Source organism: Nitrobacter sp. 62-23 (genome assembly GCF_001897285.1).
Lineage (GTDB): Bacteria > Pseudomonadota > Alphaproteobacteria > Rhizobiales > Xanthobacteraceae > Nitrobacter.
Map to the genome: position 1 here is coordinate 1 of NZ_MKSM01000136.1, position 21,230 is coordinate 21,230.

General features: G+C 60.0%; 10 protein-coding genes. 1 reads left to right on the top strand and 9 read right to left on the bottom strand.

The window, feature by feature from the left end:
• Positions 1-645 precede the first annotated feature (645 nt).
• The 8 genes from BGO16_RS16720 to BGO16_RS16755 all read right to left on the bottom strand — a co-directional run bounded on the left by BGO16_RS16720 (position 646) and on the right by BGO16_RS16755 (position 18,127).
• Positions 646-951, bottom strand: a complete 306-nt coding sequence (locus BGO16_RS16720) for a hypothetical protein (RefSeq protein WP_292620189.1) — start codon at positions 949-951, stop codon at positions 646-648.
• 502 nt (positions 952-1,453) lie between these two features.
• The gene (locus BGO16_RS16725) at positions 1,454-3,943 is read right to left on the bottom strand and encodes a glycogen/starch/alpha-glucan phosphorylase (protein WP_292620190.1); all 2,490 of its coding nucleotides are present in this window, start codon (positions 3,941-3,943) and stop codon (positions 1,454-1,456) included.
• 91 nt (positions 3,944-4,034) lie between these two features.
• A complete protein-coding gene (gene treY / locus BGO16_RS16730) occupies positions 4,035-6,881 on the bottom strand; it encodes a malto-oligosyltrehalose synthase (RefSeq protein WP_292620191.1) in 2,847 nt (948 codons plus the stop codon).
• Positions 6,881-8,641 carry a malto-oligosyltrehalose trehalohydrolase gene (treZ, locus tag BGO16_RS16735; protein ID WP_292620192.1) on the bottom strand — a complete coding sequence of 587 codons (1,761 nt, stop codon included), beginning with the start codon at positions 8,639-8,641 and terminating at the stop codon, positions 6,881-6,883. Before treZ ends, treY begins: the two co-directional genes overlap by 1 nt.
• Positions 8,638-10,713 carry a glycogen debranching protein GlgX gene (gene glgX / locus BGO16_RS16740; protein WP_292620207.1) on the bottom strand — a complete coding sequence of 692 codons (2,076 nt, stop codon included), beginning with the start codon at positions 10,711-10,713 and terminating at the stop codon, positions 8,638-8,640. The genes treZ and glgX overlap by 4 nt, the downstream gene beginning before the upstream one ends.
• The gene (glgB, locus tag BGO16_RS16745) at positions 10,713-12,863 is read right to left on the bottom strand and encodes a 1,4-alpha-glucan branching protein GlgB (RefSeq protein WP_292620193.1); all 2,151 of its coding nucleotides are present in this window, start codon (positions 12,861-12,863) and stop codon (positions 10,713-10,715) included. Before glgB ends, glgX begins: the two co-directional genes overlap by 1 nt.
• A 15-nt stretch (positions 12,864-12,878) precedes the next feature.
• A complete protein-coding gene (gene treS, locus BGO16_RS16750) occupies positions 12,879-16,145 on the bottom strand; it encodes a maltose alpha-D-glucosyltransferase (RefSeq protein WP_292620194.1) in 3,267 nt (1,088 codons plus the stop codon).
• An 8-nt stretch (positions 16,146-16,153) separates the two neighbouring features.
• On the bottom strand, positions 16,154-18,127 hold the full coding sequence (locus BGO16_RS16755) for an alpha-1,4-glucan--maltose-1-phosphate maltosyltransferase (RefSeq protein ID WP_292620195.1): 1,974 nt from the start codon (positions 18,125-18,127) through the stop codon (positions 16,154-16,156).
• A 178-nt stretch (positions 18,128-18,305) separates the two neighbouring features.
• Between BGO16_RS16755 and malQ the strand changes: the two genes are divergently transcribed.
• Positions 18,306-20,294 carry a 4-alpha-glucanotransferase gene (gene malQ / locus BGO16_RS16760; protein ID WP_292620196.1) on the top strand — a complete coding sequence of 663 codons (1,989 nt, stop codon included), beginning with the start codon at positions 18,306-18,308 and terminating at the stop codon, positions 20,292-20,294.
• A 339-nt stretch (positions 20,295-20,633) separates the two neighbouring features.
• Here the strand turns inward: malQ and BGO16_RS16765 are convergent, their stop codons facing one another.
• A complete protein-coding gene (locus BGO16_RS16765) occupies positions 20,634-21,167 on the bottom strand; it encodes a hypothetical protein (protein ID WP_292620198.1) in 534 nt (177 codons plus the stop codon).
• Between the last annotated feature and the right edge of the window lie 63 nt (positions 21,168-21,230).

Consider the following 21,230-nt stretch of genomic DNA (forward strand, 5'->3'; position numbering starts at 1 on the left):
GCCATCCAAGCCCCCAGATCATGGAAAGCTTGAATCACATAGCCCCGCTCGTGGGAATCCTTATTGAGTACGGACCCTAGTGGCGGACTTAAGGGGCGTCGTCGATACAACAGCCTCTGCTTGGGCGGCTGGCTCCACTTTGAACAACGATCGTCAGTTGCCAAACGCATTGAGCGGTGTGAGAAATGGACACTTACGATTCAGCTCGGAAACTTAAATTGGATTTCCCTGTTTTGTGAAAAATTTCCGTGCGCCGGGCTTCAGCTGATCGGAAAATGATCCAATGTCGGCAATCGGGAGTTGACCCCGGCAGGAAGGTGCGACGCGAAAAGCCCGCCGAGCATGGCGGGCTGAACGCAAGTATGCTTTCGGGATCACAACGTGATCAGTTAAGCGTCAGGTTCATGAACGCACCCTGAATGGCCGAGGTCCAGCAATGCGCGGGAGCGGGAGGGGTTCCGGAGTGAACGCGGGGTGGTGGCGCGGGTGCTCTTGAAGCACGATATTAGCAATTCATCGACGAAAAGCGCAACCACTCCGCTCCGACGGAGTATTCACACGCCAGCATCAACATCTCCAAGGCCACCACAATTTAAAATGCATTCCGGGGTTGCAAGGGAAGCGCGCCCCAAGGCGCGCTTTATATCATGTGGCTGGGATTGCAGCGTTATCGTGAGGGCCGTCCGCCGCCGCCACCACCACCAGGCCGTCCACCAGCACTCCCACCGGGGCGACCACCTCCGGGTCGATTGGCTCCCGGTCGCCCGCCACCGGGTCTGCTCGCGCCTGGTCGAGTGCCTCCCGGTCTGCCCGCTTCCGGCCGGTTTCCAGGACGGTGCACTCCTGAAGGTGGCCGTCCGGGCCGATGAACCCCATGCCGGGGATGCGGCGGGCGGTGCCAACCCCGCCAACCGGAAGGCCCGCCCCAACCGAAGCCTCGTCGCCATTCATAGCCGCACCAGTACCAGCCGGGTCCGCGCCAGCCATCCCAATACCAGCAGTAGCGGTGTCCGCCCCAAAAGAACTGAGCTTCTTCGACGGGAGGCCTAACATCCATGTTGAGCCCGAGCCCCAGAGGTGGGCCGATCATGGAAGCACGAGCGGGGCCGTTTGTTATTGCGGCCACGGCAGTGAGAGCCATAGCGGTTGCCAATATTCGGAGTCGTTTTTGCAATTTGGCCTCCTGATGCTGTGTTTGTCGGACCCTAGTCAGAAGCAACGGAACCCGCCAAAGCAAGTTCATTCACGGTTTGTCACAGGGGAATGGTTCGGTGAGCTCTCTATTTCCGGCCTCGCGCGAGCGTCTTGTCCACCAGCGCCAGAATCACTTTCATGTGCGACGAAGCACAGCGGCATCGTCATTGTCCTGCGCAGCGCGCGCCGGGCGCGCATGACCGCGCGTTCTGAGCAGGTCGTCCTCTTCTGGATCGAGCTTGGGGAGGGTGCTATCATGTCAGGGAATATTCCAGATATCCTCGGCATATTCCCGGATGGTGCGGTCGGACGAGAACCATGACATACGCGCGACATTAAGAATGCTTGAGCGTGTCCACTCCGGACTATGCCATTTCGTGTCGACGGCGCGTTGCGTCCGGTAGTAATCCTCGAAATCCGCCGACACCATGTAGTGGTCGAGAAACCGCAGCGCGTGTGCGATGGGCGCGAAACGCGAAACGTCATCCGGCGAAAACACGCCGCGTTCGATGGCTTCGATCACGCCGGCCAGCCTCGGCGACGACGAGATGACGTCGGTGGCGTCCAGTCCCGCGGCGCGACGCCGGACAACCTCTTCCGCCTTCATGCCGAAAATGAAAATATTGTCCTCGCCGACATGCTCTAGAATTTCGATATTGGCACCGTCCAGCGTTCCGATCGTGATCGCGCCGTTCAGTGCGAGCTTCATGTTGCCGGTTCCAGAAGCTTCCATACCGGCGGTGGAAATCTGTTCGGACAGATCGCTCGCCGGGACGATGATCTCGGCGGCGCTGACGTTATAGTTCGGCAGGAAGACGACCTTGAGGAGGCCTCTGATCGCGGGATCGTTGTTGATCACATTGCCGATGTCGTTGATGAACTTGATGATCAGCTTGGCCTGCCGGTAGCTCGCAGCCGCTTTTCCGGCGAAGATCTTGATGCGCGGCGTCCAGTTTCCGTCCGGGTTGGCGAGGATATCCTGATAGAGCGCCACCGCCTCGATCGCGTTGAGAAGCTGACGCTTGTATTCGTGAATACGCTTGATCTGAACGTCGAACAGTGCCGACGGATCGACGGCGATACCAAGCCGGCTGGCAATGATCTGGGCGAGTGCAATCTTGTTGGCCCGCTTGACGGCCTGGAAGCGTTGCTGGAACGAGCGGTCATCCGATAATCGCTCCAGCATTCGCAACCGCTCGGGTTCATCAAGAACCGCAGCGCCGCATGCATCCCGCAGCAGCGATGTAAGTTTCGGATTGCATTGATGCAGCCAGCGGCGGAAGGTGATGCCGTTGGTCTTGTTGGTGATGCGGCCCGGATAAAGGCTGTTCAGGTCGGCGAACACCGTCTCGCGCATGAGCTCGCTGTGCATCGCTGAGACGCCATTGATGCGATGGGAGCCGACGAAAGCCAGATGGCCCATGCGAACGCGGCGGCCGCCGGTTTCGTCAATCAACGATATTGACGCTCTAAATCGACTGTCGGCTCCCGAATGCTTTTCCGCCGCTGCAAGATGGTCTGCGTTGATCCGGTACACGATGTCGAGATGGCGCGGCAGCATCCGCTGAAACAGTTCGGCCGGCCAGGTTTCAAGCGCTTCCGGCAACAGGGTGTGGTTGGTGTAGGAGATTGTCCTGGTGGTGATGTCCCAGGCATCGTCCCAACCGATTTGATATTTATCGACCAGCAGCCGCATCAGTTCAGGAACGGCGAGGCTGGGATGGGTATCGTTGAGTTGAATCGCCGCATGGGACGGCAGCGATCGGATATCGCCCTCGGTATGCAAATGGCGGTCGAGGATATCCTGCAGGGAGGCCGAAACGAAAAAGTATTCCTGACGCAGCCGTAATTCGCGGCCGGCCGGCGTTTCGTCACTTGGGTAGAGAAATTTCGAGATCGCTTCGGCGCGCGCCATCTCCGACATCGCGCCAAGATGATCGCCACTGTTGAAGGTGTCGAGACGCATCGAATCGACCGCGCGTGCGGACCACAGCCTGAGCGCATTGACGTGACGACCGCGCCAGCCGACGATCGGCGTGTCGTAGGCAACCGCCTGAATGATCTCATCCGGTATCCAAAGCGTGCGGGTCGATTTGCCGGGCTGCTCGATGCGGTCCAGACGTCCGCCATACTGGATGTCGAAGATCACGTCGCTGCGTTCGAATTCCCAGGGGTTTCCGGAGAGAAGCCACTGTTCGGGAAACTCCTCCTGCCATCCGTTTGAAACGATCTGACGAAACAGTCCGTGCTCATAACGAATGCCGTAGCCTTGCGCTGGGATCGCAAGCGTTGCCATGCTTTCCATGAAACACGCAGCCAGTCGGCCCAGGCCGCCATTACCGAGCGCAGCGTCAGGCTCCACGTCGCGCAGTTCGTCGAAATTGATGCCGAGATCCTCGATCGCCGTGCGAAACGGCTCCATCAGCGACATGTTGGTCAGGGCATCGGTCAGCAGCCGTCCGATCAGGAATTCGAGCGACAGATAATAGACACGCTTGTCACCATTGCTTCGAGCGGACCGATCGGATTGAAGCCATTGATAGACGATGCGGTCGCGTAGCGTCAGCGCCGTCGCAATATACCAGTCGTGAATATTGGCGTGTTTCACATCCTTTCCGGCGACCAGAATGATCTTGGACAGGATCGCGCTTTTGATCTCTGCAACGATTCCATCGTCATCGGATCTGGCCCGCATCGACGAATCGTCGTCAAGGTTGCGATCCTGCTTAGGGAAAAGTTTGAAGACCATCCTGTCATCCAGATCTGTTTTGCGCCGATAGGGCACGGTCAACCGCGAATTGCTAGATTTCGCAAAGTTTAATGCTCAATTTCGTACGCGATCAATTGGCGGTCTTGTGGCTCTTGAGCTCGACCGTATCGCGGTTATTTCGCTTTTGGAACTTTTGTTTTAACCGCGCCGCGCGACCAATTTCGGACCTTGTCGAAACTCGTGCTGCCAGAACGGTGACCGGAAGATGGTCGAGCAGTCGCTTGAGGTCGAGTTTCTGGTCCATCACCGCCGGATGGATCAGCGTCAGATTGCCGAGATCCACACACGCGTCGAGCTTGTCAAAGCTCGGCCACATCATGCCGGAATCGGTAAAAGGCGCAAAATGTCGCAACGCGACGACGACGATGGCCTCGCTGCGATGAGTGCGGGCAAATGCGATGACGTGGCGACGATGCGTGCCTTCGACGGTCAATGGCCTGAAATCTCCGTCAGCGAAGACTTTCGCATGGCGCGCGCGCATGTCGAGCAAGTGATGTATCCATGCGAGCTTGATGCGGCCATCGGTCCAGCTCTCGGTGAGAGCTGACATGTCAGCGAATCCCGCGTCGAGAATGGCTTCGCGCGCCGTAAAGTCCACCGGCCGGCGGTTATCCGGATCCACCAGCGAGAAATCCCACAGTTCGGTGCCTTGGTAGAAATCCGGAACTCCGGGAATCGTCGCCTTCAGGGTGATCTGGCTCAGCGAATTCAGCGCGCCGATCAGTGATGTACGGCGTGCAAACGTTTTCAGGGATTGAATGAAGTCGGACGACTGGTGTTTGTCCAGAATGCCCGCCAGAAATTGCCTGACGCCGGCTTCGTAGGCCGCGTCAGGATTGAGCCAACTCGTCTGCAGCTTGGCCTCGCGGCAGGCCTTCTCGGCATAGGACTGCATTCGCGCAACAAATGTGTGATCGATATCATCGAAGGGCAGGGCGCCGATCAGCGCCTGATAAAGCATGTATTCGTCCGCGACGGACGGGCTGCGGATGCCGTTGTTCGTAGATACCAAACCCGCATTGAAGGTCTTCCATCGCCCGACCATGCTCGCCCATTCGCTCGATAGCTCGGTCAGTGCGAGAATCCGCGTGCGCGCATCCTCGCCGCGCTTGGTGTCATGGGTAGCCGTGGCGATCAGTCCGTGGGTCCGGCGCCCGGCGCGATCGAGCATCTTTCGATGAAAGCCGGCGACATCGAGAGCTGGCGCAGCGGGATTCCCGCCGACCTCGTTGAAGGTAAGAAGGCGGTGATAACGATAGAAGGCGGTATCTTCGAGCGACTTGGCCATCGTCGGCCCGGTGAACTGCTGGACTTTGAGCGCGAACCGGCGAACTCGCTGACGGCTATGCGGCGGTCTCCCGGGAGCAAGCAGATCGAGCGTCAACGCATCCTGCAGGAAATCAAAAATCCCGTCGTCGGCCGCGAACCACTCCTGCCGCGCTTTGGCGATCGTCTCGGAGATGAGTTTCCGCTCGCTCTCGCTCGGCCCGGCCTGGGTGATGTAGGTGCGGTAAACCGGAAAATGCAGGACAAACAACTCGAAAGCCTGGCGAAGACTATCGGCGGAATAGTCGCGTGTGGAATAATGACCCGCGGCGATGCGGGTCAGCAAACGTGTGAGCACGGTGAATTCGCTTGCGAGCAATGTCTCGATCACGCGTCGTTTCGAAGCTCGTAATACCGGATCGAAGGCCGGCGCGGTATCGCTGGCCTGACGCCAGACTTCGTCGAGGGTCTCCAGGCCATTTTCGTCGGCGAGAACCCGGGAAATGGCGTTCAGGCACTCGTAACCCGTGGTGCCGTCGACGCCGGCGAATTGCGGCGGCGCCTCGTGATCTCCGAGGATCTTTTCGATCAGCAGATAGAACGGTCGGCGATCTGCGCCTTGCGCGTCGCGGATCAGCCGCCCCAGACGCCTGCAATATTGCGCAGGATCGTACAATCCGTCGATATGATCGAGCCGCAAGCCCTGTATTTTTTTCTCGGCGATCAGCCGGCGGACGAGACCATGAATGCGGTCGAACGTGTCGCGATTCTCGACGCGAAGTCCGGCCAGCGAGTTTACGTCGAAAAATCGCCGGTAGTTGATTTCGCTGGTTGCAAGCTTCCAGTGGGCGAGCCTGTAGTGCTGCCGTTCCAGCAGGTGGTGAAGGGCCTTGGTCTGCGCTGGGTTGTCGGAGCCGGCCCGGTAGGCCTTGAGGCCTTGATTGATGGCAGCCGCGCCTCCAGCAATAGCAGCGATGTCGCGCTTGAGCGCGGATGCCCGGCTGCGCCCGGGATTATCCCGGCCGCCGTAACGCTCGGCGATGGCAAGCAGATCGTCGCGGGGCCGCCCCGGCGGAAGCTCGCTGGTGATAGCCTTGAGGATGTCGCTATAATGTTCCGGCGCAATCGGCAGCCGGTGTTCGAAATACCACGCCGAGAAACTTCCGTCTCGCGGATCATACTTCAACTCGATCTCGCCTTGCGTGAGCGAAACGCCGTAGGATGTCCCCAATATCGGAAGCAGCAGTCCCGGCCTGGCGCGGAAGGGAAGAACGTCCCAATCGATATCGAAGGACTCGGCGAACGCCGACTTCGGCCCCCATTCGAGCACGTCCAGCCACCAGTCGTTGTCGGCATAGTGCACGCCCATGTGGTTTGGAACGAAATCGAGAATCAGCCCCATTCCGTGAGATGTCAAAGCGGTGCTCAGCCGGTTGAAGCCGTCCTCGCCGCCGAGTTCGGGATTGATGACATTGTGATCGACGATGTCGTAGCCGTGATTGCTGCCGCGGCGCGCCTTCATGAAAGGAGATGCATAGAGGTGCGTGATACCCAGCCTCTTGAGGTATGGAACGATCGCCGCAGCGTCGTCGAAAGTAAAATGCGACGTAAATTGTAGGCGATAGGTCGCACGCGGAACGGCGCTGTCCATCAGACCGCTCCGATCGACCAGAAAACGGACCAGGCTGGCAAACGCGCGGGCGGCTCTTCACCCCAGATCATCCGGCCCCGCATCGGCGAAGCATCGTTGGTGACGTTGTGATCGGAGATGTTGGCGCGAAGATGCAGGAGTGAACCATTGCCGAGGCGCCAGTATGCCAAGAGCAGGCGATCGTTCTGGCGGAGTTCGGCGGAGGCGAACGCTGTGTTGCCAAGATGCGGCATGAGTTCGTCATGGCGAACGCGCAATAATTTCTTGATGAATGCATATCGCGGCGGATATTGACCGTCCTTCGGCCATGCCAGGACCGCTGACTCGAACGTTGACCGCGCAAGGGGATCAGGCACGTTGTCCCCGAACATCTCATAAGCCTCGGCGAATTCCCTGCGCCGTCCGGATCGCACCGCTTCGGCAAGGTCGCCTTTGAAGTCGCAAAAAAACGGAAAGGGCGTGGTCGCTCCCCATTCCTCGCCCATGAACATCAACGGCGGCATCGGCGCGAGCAGGGTGATTGCGAGCGCGGCCTCGATAGCTTTCGCGTCCGCGCTCCATTCGAGTCGGTCGCCCAATGCGCGGTTGCCGATCTGGTCGTGGTTCTGAAGGAAGTTCACGAAGGCGGCGGGCGGGAGTGCACCGATCTGCTCGCCGCGAGGGCGGCCGCCGCGATGGGCGGAAGGCTCTCCCTGATAGGCGAAGCCGCTGCACAGCGTTCGCGCGAGCAGGTGGCGAGGTTGCGTGGCGTAGTCGCCGTAATAGCCGAGCGTCTCCTGGGTGAGAATGACATGCCACAGATGGTGGTAATCGTCATTCCACTGTGCGCGATACTTTCCATCCGGGATGGTGGACAATGGATCGAGCAGCACCGCGCGGTTATCGTCGTTCTCCAGTACAAGGTGGATATGCCGTCCGCTCTGCCGCGCCAGAACGCCGGCGGCGCGGCTGATATCGTTCAGAACCGTCGGTTCACCCATCTCGGCGAGGGCATGCACGGCGTCGAGCCGCAGCCCATCGAACCGGTAGTTGCCGAGCCAATGCAGCGCATTGTCGGCAGCGAAGGCACGCACTTCGGCCACCCGATAGTCGATCGCAGATCCCCACGGCGTTTCCGCGCAGAAGAACTGCGGTGCGTAAAGCCCGAGATAATTACCCTCCGGTCCGAAGTGATTATAGACGACATCGAGAAAGACCATCAGTCCGCGGAGATGGGCTTGATCGATCAACTCCCTGAGATCGTCCGGTGTGCCGTAAACGTGATCGGGCGCATACCACAGCACGCCGTCATAGCCCCAATTCCGAGTGCCGGCGAAGTCGGCCAGCGGCATCAATTCGAGAACTGTGATCCCGGTCGCAACGAGATGATCGAGCTTGCCGATCATTGCGCGATAAGTGCCCTCCGGCGTGAAGGTGCCGACATGGCATTCGAGAATGACCGCTTCGTGCCAGAGCCGGCCGCGCCAGTCGGTCGCCTTCCACGGGAAGCGGTCGTGATTGACCAACACACTCGGACCGGACACATCATCGGGTTGATACGACGATGCCGGATCCGGCACGTTGAGGTCGCGATCAATTCGAAAATGATAGCGCGTGCCGTGCCGGGCCGCGGCCACGTCGGCCATGAACCAGCCGCCGCCGTCTTTTGTCATCGGATACGCAGCGTCGGTTATGACTTCCACTTCGGCAGCCGCCGGAGCCCAAAGCCGGAACGTCGCGCCGTCCGGCCGGAGAATGGGGCCGAAGCGGCCGGCTGTCATGGCCGGCCCGCGAACGCGATGACGCTGCGAGGCGGCGCTTGCATCGTCGCGTTGGGTTGGTGCGTGCTGCCTTCAGCTTCGTCGTCGGAGGTATGGAGCACGACCGACCATGTCTTGTGCTCTTCTATGCCCGGGATTCTGAATTCGATCGGCTCCGGCGCGGCGTTGAGCACGACGTAAAGGGCTTCGCCGTCGCGCTCCATCGGTCCAAGCACGTAGGACAGGAATCGACCCTCCGGGAAATTCCAGTCGGCGTCCGTCATCTCGTTGCCCTCCGGCGTCAACCACAGCACGCCGTAGGATCCGTCAGCCGTCTTGCGAACGACCCAATGCCGCGCCCTGATCTGCGCAAACCGCTTTCGGATTGCGGTCAGGCGTCCGACGAAATTGGTCATGTCGTCGCCCTCGTGGCCAAGACCGCTCCACTCGATCCATCCGATCTCGTTGTCCTGACAATAGGCGTTGTTGTTGCCGTTCTGGCTGTTGCCGATCTCATCGCCTGCGAGGAGAAGCGGGGCGCCCTGGGCAAGCAGCAGGCATGCAAGCTGATTCTTGCGAAGCTGACGGCGGAGCGCAACGATCGCGGGATCGTCCGTCGGTCCCTCGTGACCGCAGTTGTTGCTGTGATTGTCGTTGGAGCCGTCCCGATTGTCTTCACCGTTGGCGTCGTTATGTTTCTCGTTATAGGAAAACAGATCGGCGAGCGTGAATCCGTCATGGACGGTGACGTGATTGATGCCCGCGCGGGGTGAACGATCGTCATGATTGAAGAGGTCGGACGATCCCGTCATGCGGCCGCCGACATCGCCGATCAGGTTTCCTTCGCCAGCCCAGTATCGCCGCAACGTGCTGCGATATCGGTCGTTCCACTCTGACCATTGCGAAGGGAAGCCTCCGACCTGGTAGCCGCCAGCGCCCACGTCCCAGGGCTCCGCGACAAGCTTGACGGCGGCAAGGGACGGATCTTGCCGGATCGCATTGAAGAAGGAGCTGTTGCGGTCGAATCCATGGGGACCGCGTGCCAGCGTGCTGGCAAGATCGAAACGGAAGCCGTCGATGTGGCAGACCTCGACCCAATACCGCAGCGAGTCCATCACCATCTGCAGCACGCGCGGGTGAGTCAGGTTCAACGAATTGCCGGTGCCTGTGAAGTCGTCGTAATAACGCGGATTATCCGGCATCAACCAGTAGTAGGATGCATTGTCGATGCCGCGGAACGACAACGTCGGTCCGAGGTGATTGCCTTCAGCAGTGTGGTTGTAGACGACGTCGAGCATGACCTCGAAGCCGGCGTCGTGAAGGCGGGCAACCGACATGCGGAATTCATTGAGCGCATCGTTCTTCGCGAAACGCTGTTCCGGCGCGAGGAACGAGATGGAATTATACCCCCAATAGTTGCTCAGCTTACGCTCGACGAGATGCCGATCGTCGACGAAGCCGTGAATCGGCAGCAGTTCGATCGTCGTGACGCCGAGCCGGCGCAGATGATTGATCATGGCAGGGGCCGCGAGTGCGCGGTAGCTGCCGCGCAAATCGGGAGATATATCCGGATGCGTCTTGGTCAGGCCTTTGACGTGCGCTTCATAGATAATCGTGTCTTCCCAGGGAATGCTGGGGCGCGGCTCGCGTCGGCCCCAGTTGAACGTCTCGTCGGTGACGGTGGCTTTCGGCATGGCGCGCGCATTGTCGCGCCGGTCGAAGGACAGATCCTCGCGCGGGCTGCCGGTGCGGTAGGCGAAATGCGCATCGCTCCAGACGAGCCGTCCGCTGATCTTCTTCGCGTAAGGATCGAGCAGCAGCTTGTGCGGATTGAAGCGGTGCCCGTGCGGGGGATCGTAGGGTCCGTACACGCGATAGCCGTAGAGTTGACCGGGCGCGACGTCGCTCAGGTAGCCATGCCAGACATCCTCATTGTGCTCGGGCAGGGCTATGCGCTCGATCTCCCGCCGTCCCTGGCTGTCAAACAGGCAAAGTTCGACTTTTTCCGCATGTGCCGAAAAAAGCGCGAAGTTCGTGCCGCGCCCATCCCAGTTCGAACCGAGGCCGACATGTGTGCCTTCCGAGATTTTCATCATGCAGATTCCGGCACCAGAAAGATCACCGCGAGCGGCGGGAGCGTCAGGCTGAGTTCGGGGATGACGCCGCCCAGCGTCTCGACCATACCGTCGTTGCCGAGGTTGCTACCGCCGTAATGCGCGGAATCGGTATTGAGCGTTTCGCGCCACTTGCCTGCGAAGGGCACGCGCACGCGGTACCCGCGATGGACCGTAGGCGTAAAATTGGCGACCACGAGACAGCGTGACCGTCCGTTGTCGCCCTTACGCATCCAAGCGAAGACGCTGCGATCAGCATCGTTCGCGACGATCCATTCGAATCCGGCCGGATCGCAATCCAGTTCGTGCAGCGCCGGCAGAGTGCGATAGAGCGCGTTGAGGTCGCGAACGAGATTCTGTATGCCCCAGTGCCGGGTCTGATCGAGAAGATGCCAGTCGAGCGCGTGATCGTGGTTCCACTCGCGTTCCTGGCCGAACTCCGCGCCCATGAACATCAGCTTCTTACCGGGGTGGCCGAACATGAACGCGTAATAGGCGCGCAAGTTTGCAAAACGCTGCCAGTCATCGCCCGGCATGCGGCCCAGGATCGATCGTTTGCCATGCACCACTTCGTCATGGGACAGCGGCAGGATGAAGTTTTCCGAGAACGCATAATGCAGCCCGAACAGGATCTGGCCGTGATGGTGCTTGCGATAGATCGGGTCCTTGCCGATGTAGTTCAGCGTGTCGTGCATCCAGCCCATGTTCCATTTGTAGCCGAAGCCCAGGCCGCCAAACTCGGTCGGGCGCGAGACTTGCGGCCATGCCGTCGATTCCTCTGCCACCGTCGTGGCGTGAGGGAATTGTCCGAATACTTCTCGATTGAACCGGCGCAGAAATTCGATGGCTTCGAGATTTTCCCGGCCGCCGTGCTTGTTGGGAATCCAGCCGCCTTCGGGACGGCTGTAATCGAGATAGAGCATGGAGGCGACGGCATCGACGCGAAGGCCGTCCACACCGTAACGATCGAGCCAGAACAAGGCGTTGGCGACGAGAAAATTGACGACTTCAGTGCGGCCATAGTTGTAGATCAGGGTGTCCCAGTCGAGGTGGCGGCCCTGCAAGGGATTGGCATGTTCGTAAAGCGACGTGCCATCGAAACGGCCGAGCCCGTGGGGATCGTCGGGAAAGTGGCCGGGCACCCAGTCCAGCAAAACCCCAAGTCCCGCGCGATGGCAGGCATCGATCAGATGCGCGAAATCCTCAGGCGGACCGAAACGGCTGGTCGGTGCATAAAGACCGGTGGGCTGGTAGCCCCAGGAGCCGTCGAACGGATGCTCGTTCACCGGCATCAATTCGACATGCGTGAAGCCGAGGTCGTTGGCATAGGGCGGCAGCGTTTCCGCGAGTTCGTGGTACGATAGCCAGCGGTTGCCGTCGCCACGCCGCCACGATCCGAGATGGACCTCGTAGATCGAGATCGGCATGTTGCGCGCATTGATCGTGGCGGCGGCCGGCGTGGGGTGAGGAAGCGCGGTCTCGTCGAATACGATTGAGGCGGTGTTCGGCCGCACTTCTGCGGCAAAAGCCATCGGATCGGATTTCAACGGCAGCGGGCCACCGCTCTGGTCTGTGATCGCGAATTTGTAGCGGTCGCCTGTCCGCGCGCCCGGAATAAACAATTCCCAAAATCCGTTGGCCCGCACGCGCATCGGATGTCGGCGTCGGTCCCAGAAATTGAAATCTCCGACGACGGCGACGGCCCGCGCGTTGGGCGCAAGCACGACGAATCCCGTGCCGTCGACGCCATCCATTGTCATCGGATGGGCGCCGAGTTTGTCATAGAGCCTCTGATGCGTGCCCTCGCCAAGCAGATAGAGATCGAAATCGCTGAGGATCGGCAAAAAGCGGTAAGGGTCCTCGAGTTCGACCATGTCGGCGCCATAGCGCGCGCGGAGACGGTAGCGTTCGGCGCCGTTCGGCAGGTCGCCCAGGAAAAGCCCGGCGTCATGAATGCGCATTAGCGCAGTCTCTTCGCCGTGCTCGTCGACGACGCGCACCTCGGAGGCCTCGGGCAGATAGGCGCGGACCACCCTGCGGTCATTCTCGCGATGACAGCCAAGATAGTGGAAGGGATCGGAATGCCGTCCTTCGACGATGGCGCGGGCTTCGGAAGACAGTTCGGTCATGCGCGATCTCGCTTCCTATTGGCGCAGCACGCGCAGCGCGCCGCTCAAAGCAACGCGAAGCCAGTCGGGACGATGCGCGAGTTCATAGTCGATTTCATAAAAGGCCTTCTCGAGCAGGAAGAATCGCAGCGTGCTGTCGGCTTGGTCCTCATCCTGGGGCCATAGCCGGAGATCGGACATCGCTTCGCGGTAGGCCGTCAGGAAGTTTTGCGTCGCCTCATCGCGCCATGCCGACAAGGCCGAGGCCAGCCGGCCGTCGTCGTCCGTTCCAGTCTTGAGGGCGCGCTCTTGCGCTGAAGTCACGGAATAGTCGATGGACCGGATCAAGCCGGCGACGTCGCGGGCTGCCGGCGCCTTCATTCGCCGTTCGGAAAGAACTCGGCGGGGTTCGCCTTCGAAGTCGATGATAAAGATATCGTCGCGGACGACGAGGATCTGCCCGAGATGAAAATCGCCATGGTGCCGGATGTTGTGCATCTGAATAGAAGGCGGCAGCAGTTCCGTGAGCTGGTCATGCAGCGACCGACGGATGTTCAGAAGTTGGCCGGCAAGACGTTGATCCGACTCGGAAAGCTTGGCTTGGGCGAGGCGGTCGAATGTTCTCTCGGCGCGCGCCATCAGCCGATCGACAAGTTGCGCGATGCCCGAAGCAGTCAGGGGTTCTGGCCGGAAGTCCGCGATGTCGTCGTGGCCGGCCAGCGCGACGTGCATTTCGGCGACCCGTTTGCCGGTTTGCATCATATAGCGCTGGTATGCCGCCTTCTCCTCCAGCGCCGGAACCGAATCGCTCGCCCCGACCAGCCGCTGCTCGTCGATAAAGCGATCCAGCGCGGCGCTGCTGACGGTCCATGCGTCGCCCTGGTTGCCGACAAAGGCATGAACGATGGCGACGGCAGCCTGAACATCGGGTCCCGTCAATTCCACGCTGCCGAGCAGAGCAGGCGTATTGGCGAACCCGGCGACGTCGGTCAGGAAGCGGCCCACTTCCGCTTCCGGGTTGATGCCGTTTTCCAGCTTGCGATAGATCTTGACGACAAACTTGTTATCCACCAGTGCGGTGCTGTTCGACTGTTCGGTCTGCACCGCGCGCACATTGGAGATCGGCTCCTCCGCAATCGAGGCGAGCCGTTCCGTGGGCCTGTAGGAAAGCAGCAATTCGCCTTCCTCGAAGCTTGCTCGCTGGCGCAGGCCATCGATAATGCCAGCGATCAAGTCGCTCTCATGAGCGGTGTCGATCAGCGTTCCTTCGCGCGATCCCTGCCGCACCGCGGCGATGTTTCGGGAATCGAAATTGCGACGGTCAAGCCGGTCCCATCGGATCCTGATCGGCATCGCGTATCGTCCCGACTGGCCGCGATGGGTAACATCGAAGATCATCAGCCATGGCCGGGAAATCTGATCTTTCATGAGCGGTATCGCCGCCGGGACGCGCGCGGTGATGGCGCTGGCCGATCGCTCCGGGAACCAGCGGGCGCGGGCGAGATGCGAGGGCAGGACGTCGCGCTCGAAGATCGAGCGGGTCCGCGCCAGCGACATCCAGGTCGAGCCCAGGGGAACCACGAGGGTCTCATAGTCCGGCACCATCACCGTCGCGACGTTCGGGGAGGGGGGCTTTTCAGTCAGTTGAAACCAGTAGAATCCATAGGGGGCAAGCGTGATCAGATAGGCCAGCTCGCCGATATCGGGAAATGTCGTTCGCCCCAGCATTTCGACTGGCGAGCGACCCTTCCAGTTTGACAGATCGAGTTCGGAGGCTTGTGCCGACCGGGACAGATTGGCGACGCAGAGCAGAACCTCGTCGCCGTGCTGCCGCATGTAAGCGAGCACACTGCGATTCGATGAGCGTACGAAGGACATGGTGCCGCGGCCGAAAGCGTAGCTGGATTTGCGAACCGAAATCAGCTTCTTCATCCAGTTCAACAAGGACGATAGGCTTCGCGACTGAGCCTCGACGTTGACGGACTCGTAGCCGTAGACGGCATCCATGACTGGTGGCGCGTAGAGGCGAGCCGGATCGCAACGCGAAAAGCCGCCGTTGCGGTCTGGCGTCCACTGCATGGGGGTACGAACGCCGTTGCGATCGCCGAGATAGATATTGTCACCCATGCCGATTTCGTCGCCGTAATAGATGATCGGCGTGCCCGGAAACGACATCAGCAACGAATTCATCAGCTCGATCTTGCGCCGGTCGTTGTCCATCAAGGGCGCCAGGCGGCGACGAATACCGAGATTGATGCGAGCGCGGGGATCGGCGGCATAGGTCGACCAGAGATAGTCGCGCTCGATATCTGTCACCATTTCGAGCGTCAGCTCGTCATGGTTGCGCAGGAACATCGCCCATTGGCAATTTGCGGGAATATCGGGCGTTTGCCGCAGGATGTCCGTGATTGGAAACCGGTCTTCCTGCGCGATCGCCATATAAATGCGCGGCATCAGCGGGAAATGATAGGCCATGTGGCACTCGTCGCCGTCGCCGAAATAGGACTGCACATCTTCCGGCCATTGATTGGCTTCGGCGAGGAGAACCTTTCCCTTGGCGTAGGAATCGAGCTCAGCGCGAATGTGTTTGATCACCGCATGTGTTTCGGGAAGGTTTTCGTTGTTGGTGCCGTCGCGCTCGCACAGATATGGAATGGCATCCAACCGAAATCCGTCGACGCCCGCGTCGAGCCATCGCTTCATGACCTGAACGACGGCTCTGACCACGCGCGGGTTGTCGAAATTAAGATCGGGCTGGTGTGTGAAGAAGCGGTGCCAGTAATAGGCGTTGGCCTCGGCATCCCACGCCCAGTTCGACTTCTCCGTGTCGGTGAAAATGATCCGCGTGCCCTGGTACTTCTTGTCGGTATCGCTCCAGACGTACCAGTTTCGCGCGCTCGATCCGGGCGGACTGCGCTGCGCGCGCTTGAACCATCTGTGCTGATCAGAGGTGTGGTTGATGACGAGTTCGGTAATCACCCGAAGTCCACGGCGCTTCGCCTCGGAGATGAAGCGGCGAAAATCCTTCATCGTGCCGAAATCCGGATTGACGGAACCGTAGTCGGCGATGTCATAGCCATCGTCGTGCCCTGGAGACGGATAGAACGGCAGAAGCCAAAGCGTGGTGACGCCCAATTCCTGAAGATAATCGAGTTTGCTTGTCAGGCCGACGAAGTCGCCGATACCATCGTTGTTGCTGTCGGCGAAGGCCTTGACGTGAAGCTGATAGATGATGGTGTCCTTGTACCAGAGATCGCTGGTCTGTACGGATCTGTCGGCACGGATTTGGGTCATTTCGTTCATGACAAGCCTCACGCCAGACAACGAAATAAAAGCGCGGGATCGCGAAGCGGATCGATCCTCAAACGCACGCCACCCCACTCGATCGCGTGACGCTCTTCAGTAATGATGTTCTCCAATGCGACAGGAGGCGTCAGGTCGTCTGCGACCCGGATACGGATGGAATCGAGCGGCAGCCAGAATTCGGAAGCATCACGCGACAGCGCGATGGCGCCGACGATGGTGTTGCTGGCGTCGGTTGTTTGCTTGACGAAGGCGATGATCTGGTCGTTATCAATCGGAAGAAATCTCAGATTGCGGGTCTGCAAAAGCGCTGGATTGCCGCGACGCGCGCGATTGAGCGCGGCGATGTAAGGCTTGATGTTGCCAGGCGCATTCCAGTCGCGGACCTTGATCTCGTACTTTTCCGAGTTGAGATATTCTTCCCGTCCTGCAATGGCTTCATGCTCCAGAAGCTCGAAACCATTGTAGATTCCGTAGCTGCTCGATAGCGTTGCCGCCAACGCCACGCGCGACTTGAACATCCACGCTTCGCCGCTCTGCAGGTGGTAGGGCAGAATGTCGGGCGTGTTGACGAAAAAATTCGGTCGGTAATAGTCGCGTTCAGGATGCCCTGTCAGTTCGGTAAGGTAGGATTCGATTTCCCATTTTCGGGTGCGCCAGGTGAAGTAGGTGTACGACTGTGTGAAGCCGAGCTTCGCCAGTCCCTTCATGACCTTCGGCCGCGTGAACGCCTCGGCGAGGAAAATGACGCCCGGGTCTTTCGTCTGGACCTCGCGGATCAGCCATTCCCAGAAGTTGAACGGCTTGGTGTGCGGGTTGTCGATCCGGAAGATGCGCACGCCCTGGTTCACCCAGAACAGGATAACGTCGCGTAGCGCATTCCACAGCGAGCCAGCATCGTCGCAACTGAAATCAGGATTGACGATGTCTTCGTATTTTTTTGGAGGATTTTCCGCATAGCGCATCGTGCCGTCAGGGCGCCGCTTGAACCAGTCGGGGTGCTGTGTCAGCCAGGGATGATCGGGCGAACACTGTACTGCGATGTCGAGTGCGATCTCCATCCCTTGAGCCTTGCAGGCGGAGACCAGATCACGAAAGTCATTGAAGGTACCAAGCTCGGGATGGATCGCATCGTGCCCGCCCTCGCGTCCGCCGATGGCGTAGGGACTGCCGAAGTCATTTTCGGCGGCGGTCAGCGCATTGTTGCGGCCCTTGCGATTGGTTCTGCCGATCGGATGAATCGGCGTAAGGTAGAGAACGTCGAACCCCATTGCGGCGATATCGGGCAGGCGCGCGATGCAATCGCGGAAGGTGCCGTGCTGCCCCGGAACAGGGCTCTGGCTGCGGGGCACCATCTCGTACCAAGCTCCCGCCACGGCCAGATTGCGGTCGATCGTCAACGGGTAAAGCTGGGACCGCGTGAGGTCTCCGCGTTCGAGGCTCTCCGCCATGGCGCTCGCCAGTTCCGGCACAAGCAGGCACGCGGGATCGCCGCTTTTCAGATAGTTCTCGCATTGGCGGACGATGACGGTGGTGGCTTCCTCGCCGCCGTACTCCGCGCGCGTCAGAAGCGCGGCTCCCTCGAGCGCATCGAGGGAAACGTCCTGACCGGCCTTCTGCTTCAGCTCGAAGCCGTGCTTCCATGTGGCGAATTCATCGGTCCAGGCCTCGATGGCGTAGACGAAGCGCCCGGGATCGCGAGGCGTGAAGCTGCCGAACCAGCGATCGTTGTCATGCAGCGTCATCGGCGATTTTCGCCAATCCCTATCCGCCTCTCGCCGCCAGATCAGCTGCGCGGCAATGATATCGTGACCGCTTCTGAAAATATCTGCCCAGACGTCAACGACGTCGCCTGCAACGCGCTTGACCGAAAATCGTCCGCTGTCCACGCAGGGATATACATCCTCGATGTGGAAACTGCCTGTGGCTGCACCGCGTTCGCCTACCCGTAACGGCACGTTCTTCTGCGTTGATACGAACATCACGCGCTGCCGATCTGCTTGTGAATGAAGGACCCGGGCGCTAACTCATGCGGCGTCGCAAAGTTCCCGGTGGAACTGCGATCCCGCCATGGTGTTAACTCTTCCCGTGACGTCGTTCCGACGAAATCACGGACAATCGAAATCCCGGATTGTGATGCCTTCGGCTCGGGGCTGGGGAATGGATGTTTATTCAAAAGCGCGAGAGTATGGCATCGAGCTGGAATTTATCGACGGGCAGGGCCACCGTCATGTGGTGAGCGGCGAACGGCTGCGCGCCGTGATTGACGGTCTGCCGCCTCCTTCGCGGCATCCGTTCCTGAAGCAACCCGTCGTTGTCGTCGCCGACGCCGACAGTCGGCTAGTGCCGGTGCGTGCCGAAGCGGACGGTCTTGGCTGGCGGCTTGTTGAATCCAACCAGATACTCGCGCGAGGGTGTGTGGCTGGCGAAACGATCGATTTGCCGCCTGCGATCCCTATCGGAACATACCGGTTGGAGATCGAGAGAGAGCACGGACATAAGATCGATTCGATTCCGTTGCTGGTGACGCCTGCGGGAGCTTATCAGGGATGGTCGTTCGACAGAGCCTGGGTTCTTTCGGTTCAACTCTACGGGTTGGCGTCGTCGCGCAATTGGGGAATCGGCGATTTCACGGACCTTGCCACGCTGATCGAACTGACTGCGGGCTGGGGGTGCGCGGGGATCGGGCTCAACCCGCTTCATGCGCTGTTCGTTGACCGGCCGCTCGAATGCAGTCCCTATGCGCCAAACAGCCGGCTGTTCCTCAATCCGCTTTACGTTGATCCCGAAAGGCTGCCGCATTTTCCGGGTTCGTGGCTGACGCGGCATCGCGAACAGTTCGATCGCGCCCGCTCCGGCGACCTGATCGACTACGCGGCTGTTGCGGAATTGAAGTTGGCAGCGCTTCGGCACGCGTTCGAGATCTTCCAGACCATAGATAGGGGCAATACTGCCCATGCGGCCGATCTCGTTGCGTTCGAGTCGTTCAAGCAGGAGCGCGGGGTATCGTTGCGGCGTTTTGCGTGTTTCGAGGTGCTGCGACGGCAATTCGATCTGCTGCCGTGGTGGCAATGGCCGGAGGAGTGGCGGCGGCCTGATGATGCTCGAATTCAAGCCTTTCGAAATGGTCCGCAGCGTACCGAGATCGAATTCGTGGAGTTCGTGCAATGGTGCGCGGCGGCTCAGTTACAGTCATGCGCAGATCTCGCCGCCAAACGCGGAATGGCGGTCGGGCTTTATCTCGATGTCGCTGTCGGCGTGCAGGCCGGCGGGTTCGACGCCTGGAGCGAGCAGGTTGCCATCTCGCGCGCACTTTCAGTCGGCGCGCCGCCAGATCAACTCAATACAGCCGGGCAGGACTGGGGACTGGCGGGATTCAACGCCGCCGGACTCGAGGCGAACGGCTTCGCACCATTTCGCGAGATGCTGCGCGCGTCGATGCGCTACGCCGGAGCGATACGGCTGGATCATGTCCTCGGTCTCAACCGGCTTTACCTGATACCGTCGGGAACGTCGCCGCGGGACGGCGTCTATGTTGAAATGCCACTGGAGGCGCTGCTCGCGGTCATCGCGCAGGAGAGCGTCGATCAGCGCTGCATCACGATCGGTGAGGACCTGGGAACGGTGCCGGACGGCTTTCGCGACATCCTCGCGACATGGGGCGTATGGTCATACAAGGTGATGATGTTCGAGCGCAGTCATGACGGCGCGTTTTTCGGGTCGTCTCGTTATGCCGTAAACGCGCTTGTGACCTTCAACACGCATGACCTTGCCTCATTCGCAGGCTGGCAATCGCATTCCGATCTCAAGCTCAAGCGTGGCCTTGGCCTCGATCCCGGCGAGACAGACGAGATGCGGACGCATGCACGCCGCGCGTTGGAATGGAAGCTAGGCGAAGAATATATCGTATCGAAGAGCTTTTTTGGAGCCATTGAATTTCTCGCGCGCACACCCTCGCGCATACTCGCGATTGCCCTCGACGACCTGATCGGGTTGAAGGATCAGCCGAACATTCCGGGCACGCTGAATGAGCATCCCAATTGGCGCAGGCGGTTGCCAGTTGAATTAAAGGATATCGGCCATTGGATCGATCTCGACGCACTTCGCCACGCGCTCCGCGATCGGTGTGATATGACACGACCTCCTTGACCATGGTCAGGCTTTCGCGGCCGAGCGGATCGACGAGTGCGACATGAAGGCCCCCTCTGAAGTCGGACATGAAGGCTGGCGTGCAGCCCAACCGTATGCAGGAACAAGGCCCGGAATAGCGGCTATCGTCGCTCGCCGCTGGGATTGCGGTAGATGGAATGCAAAAATAGCACCTAGTGGAGTGAATTTGACATTCGCTACCCACTTTGCAGCGAACGTGTCAGGCGAATGTCAAATTCAAAACTCCACTAGAAACCTGATAGTTGCTAGTGGTCCTTTGATTCTAACATTTGCAAGAACTCCCTGCGGCAACGGGATGCAAATGTTAGAATTGGACCACTAGTTGTCGTGCTCCGCGATCAGCGCGTCGATATCCTCTTCGGTGAGCGCGGCACGGCTCAGCAGGGCCGCAGCGACGCGCTGGATCGCAGGCCAGTTTTCCCGGACCAGATCGGCAGTCTTTTGGGTCGTACGGCTGAATAGGCGGCCGAACTCCTCTGTCTCGGGGCCGTCCAACTCGACGTAGCTGCCCGGCATCGCAGGCTTGCCGTGCTGCCGCAAAACCAGCATCGCCAGAAGGCTGGTCGCGTTGGCGCGATCCACGCGCCAGCTACCGTCGCACGCGCGATCCTGGGCCGCGAGGGACATGGGACGATAGTGATGCTGGGCCTGCGGGCCGGCCAGCGCCACCATGGCGTACTTCTCCGGCGCCTCGAGGTCGTCGAAGGCGAGGTGTGTCGCCCTTGACCTCGTCACCACGGCGCTGGCGCCGTCGAGTTCATCGAGGGTCGCGTAGCTTACCGGGATGTCCAGCACGCGCGCGATCACGGCGTGTCCAGCCTCGTGATGCGCGATGGTCTCTTTCTTCCCCACGACGACAGGCTCCATAATCTACTGACAAAGCGGCCGACTTGGTGCGAACGCCGGATCGGACTG

Excerpts from the sequence above, each read along its gene's own strand:
- BGO16_RS16720 (WP_292620189.1), bottom strand. The coding sequence starts at position 951 with ATGAATGGCGACGAGGCTTCGGTTGGGGCGGGCCTTCCGGTTGGCGGG.
- BGO16_RS16725 (WP_292620190.1), bottom strand. The coding sequence starts at position 3,943 with ATGGTCTTCAAACTTTTCCCTAAGCAGGATCGCAACCTTGACGACGAT.
- treY (WP_292620191.1), bottom strand. The coding sequence starts at position 6,881 with ATGGACAGCGCCGTTCCGCGTGCGACCTATCGCCTACAATTTACGTCG.
- treZ (WP_292620192.1), bottom strand. The coding sequence starts at position 8,641 with ATGACAGCCGGCCGCTTCGGCCCCATTCTCCGGCCGGACGGCGCGACG.
- glgX (WP_292620207.1), bottom strand. The coding sequence starts at position 10,713 with ATGAAAATCTCGGAAGGCACACATGTCGGCCTCGGTTCGAACTGGGAT.
- glgB (WP_292620193.1), bottom strand. The coding sequence starts at position 12,863 with ATGACCGAACTGTCTTCCGAAGCCCGCGCCATCGTCGAAGGACGGCAT.
- treS (WP_292620194.1), bottom strand. The coding sequence starts at position 16,145 with ATGAACGAAATGACCCAAATCCGTGCCGACAGATCCGTACAGACCAGC.
- BGO16_RS16755 (WP_292620195.1), bottom strand. The coding sequence starts at position 18,127 with ATGTTCGTATCAACGCAGAAGAACGTGCCGTTACGGGTAGGCGAACGC.
- malQ (WP_292620196.1), top strand. The coding sequence starts at position 18,306 with ATGGATGTTTATTCAAAAGCGCGAGAGTATGGCATCGAGCTGGAATTT.